Annotated in this window: 1 rRNA gene; it reads left to right on the top strand. The window is 52.0% G+C overall.

Annotation, left to right across the window (positions count from 1 at the left end):
- Position 1: 1 nt before the first annotated feature.
- A 23S ribosomal RNA gene (locus FYJ75_RS14185) occupies positions 2–2,784 on the top strand; the annotation flags it as partial.

The following is a 2,784-nucleotide window of genomic DNA, read 5'->3' as shown; positions in this document are numbered from 1 at the left end:
AGGTCAAGCAAAAAAGAGCGCAGGGTGGATGCCTTGGCACTAAGAGCCGAAGAAAGACGTGATAAGCTGCGAAAAGCTGCGGGGAGGAGCAAATATCCTTTGATCCGCAGATGTCTGAATGGGGAAACCCGGCTGGAAGAACTCCAGTCATCCGTACGCCAATCCATAACGTACGGAAGGGAACCCGGTGAACTGAAACATCTAAGTAGCCGGAGGAAGAGAAAGAAACATCGATTTTGTGAGTAGCGGCGAGCGAAAGCGAAAGAGGCCAAACCGGAGTGCGTGCATTCCGGGGTTCGGACCGCATAATTGATTCAACGAGTTTAGCAGAACGGTTTTGGGAAAGCCGGCCGGAGAGGGTGAAAGCCCCGTAAGCGAAAGACGAGTTGACAAGGCGGGATCCAGAGTACATCGAGACACGAGAAACCTTGATGGAATAAGCGGGGACCACCCCGTAAGCCTAAATACTCCTTAGTGACCGATAGCGCATAGTACTGTGAAGGAAAGGTGAAAAGGACCCCGGGAGGGGAGTGAAAGAGAACCTGAAACCCTGTGTTTACAAGCTGTGGAACTGTTTTAAAGCAGAACCGCGTACTTTTTGTAGAACGGTCCGGCGAGTTACGCGTACCGGCAAGGTTAAGCACTTCAGGTGTGGAGCCGAAGCGAAAGCAAGTCTTAAGAGGGCGTTAAGTCAGTACGAGTAGACCCGAAACCGGGTGATCTATCCATGTCCAGGATGAAGATGCCGTAAAAGGCATTGGAGGTCCGAAGCCACATCCGTTGAAAAGGGTGGGCATGAGGTGTGGATAGGGGAGAAATTCCAATCGAACCCGGAGATAGCTGGTTCTCCTCGAAATAGCTTTAGGGCTAGCCTCGTTTTAGTCTTATGGAGGTAGAGCACTGAATTTCCGCGGGGGCGTCAAAGCTTACCAAAGAATATCAAACTCCGAATGCCATGTAGATGATGAACGGGAGTCAGACTGCACGAGATAAGTTGGGCGGTCAAAAGGGAAAGAGCCCAGACCACCGGCTAAGGTCCCAAAGTGTGTGTTAAGTGGAAAAGGATGTGGGATTTCGAAGACAACTAGGATGTTGGCTCAGAAGCAGCCATTCATTCAAAGAGTGCGTAACAGCTCACTAGTCGAGAGGTCCTGCGCCGAAAATGTCCGGGGCTGAAACACAACACCGAAGCCGTGGACTCCGAAAGGAGTGGTAGAGGAGCATTCTTAATACCGACGAAGCTGTACCGGAAGGAGCAGTGGAGGGATAAGAAGAGAGAATGCCGGAATGAGTAGCGAGAGGAAGGTGGGAATCCTTCCGGCCGAATATCTAAGGTTTCCAGAGTAAAGCTGATCTGCTCTGGGTAAGTCGGGGCCTAAGGAGAGGTCGAGAGACGTATCCGATGGACAACAGGTTTAGATTCCTGTACCGCATAAAAACAGAACTGTGGGGACGCATGTGGAAAGCACGGGCCGGGAATGGAAAGACCGGTACAAGCGAGGGAGATGTACAGCAGGCAAAACCGCTGTATAAGTCAAAAGCGTGATGTGGAGCGAAATAAAGTAGCGAAGCGTGTGAGCCATGTGCCGAGAAAAGCCGCTATTGTTTTTTATGTGCCCGTACCGTAAACCGACACAGGTGGATGAGGAGAGAATCCTAAGGCCGACGGAAGAAGCATTGTTAAGGAATTCGGCAAAATGACCCCGTAACTTCGGGAGAAGGGGTGCCTGCTGACGCAGGCCGCAGAGAATAGGCTCAAGCAACTGTTTAGCAAAAACACAGGTCTATGCGAAACCGAAAGGTGAAGTATATGGGCTGACGCCTGCCCGGTGCTGGAAGGTTAAGAGGAGAGGTTAGCTTCGGCGAAGCTTTGAATTTAAGCCCCAGTAAACGGCGGCCGTAACTATAACGGTCCTAAGGTAGCGAAATTCCTTGTCGGGTAAGTTCCGACCCGCACGAAAGGCGTAATGATTTGAGCACTGTCTCGACAATGCATCCGGTGAAATTGAAGTACCAGTGAAGATGCTGGTTACCCGCGCCAGGACGGAAAGACCCCATGGAGCTTTACTCCAGTTTGATACTGGGATTCGGTATTGCATGTACAGGATAGGTGGGAGACGAAGAGATATGGACGCAAGTCTGTAAGGAGTCGCTGTTGGGATACCACCCTTGTAATACTGGGTTTCTAACCAGTTGCCATGATCTGGTAATGGGACAATGTCAGGCGGGGAGTTTGACTGGGGCGGTCGCCTCCGAAAGGGTATCGGAGGCGCTCAAAGGTTCCCTCAGAATGGTCGGAAACCATTTGAAGAGTGCAAAGGCAGAAGGGAGCTTGACTGCGACACCGACGGGTGGAGCAGGTAGGAAACTAGGACTTAGTGATCCGGTGGTATAAAGTGGGATTGCCATCGCTCAACGGATAAAAGCTACCCTGGGGATAACAGGCTTATCACTCCCAAGAGTTCACATCGACGGAGTGGTTTGGCACCTCGATGTCGGCTCATCGCATCCTGGGGCTGTAGCAGGTCCCAAGGGTTGGGCTGTTCGCCCATTAAAGCGGTACGCGAGCTGGGTTCAGAACGTCGTGAGACAGTTCGGTCCCTATCCGGCGCGGGCGGAGGATATTTGAGAGGAGCTGTCCTTAGTACGAGAGGACCGGGATGGACGGACCACTGGTGTATCTGTTGTCGACCAACGGCATGGCAGAGTAGCCAAGTCCGGAAGGGATAAACGCTGAAGGCATCTAAGCGTGAAGCCCCCCTCAAGATGAGATATCCCTTCCCA

Origin of the sequence: Roseburia porci, from assembly GCF_009695765.1 — a bacterium.
GTDB classification, from domain to species: domain Bacteria; phylum Bacillota; class Clostridia; order Lachnospirales; family Lachnospiraceae; genus Roseburia; species Roseburia porci.
This window is presented reverse-complemented; position numbering and strand designations above follow the sequence as displayed.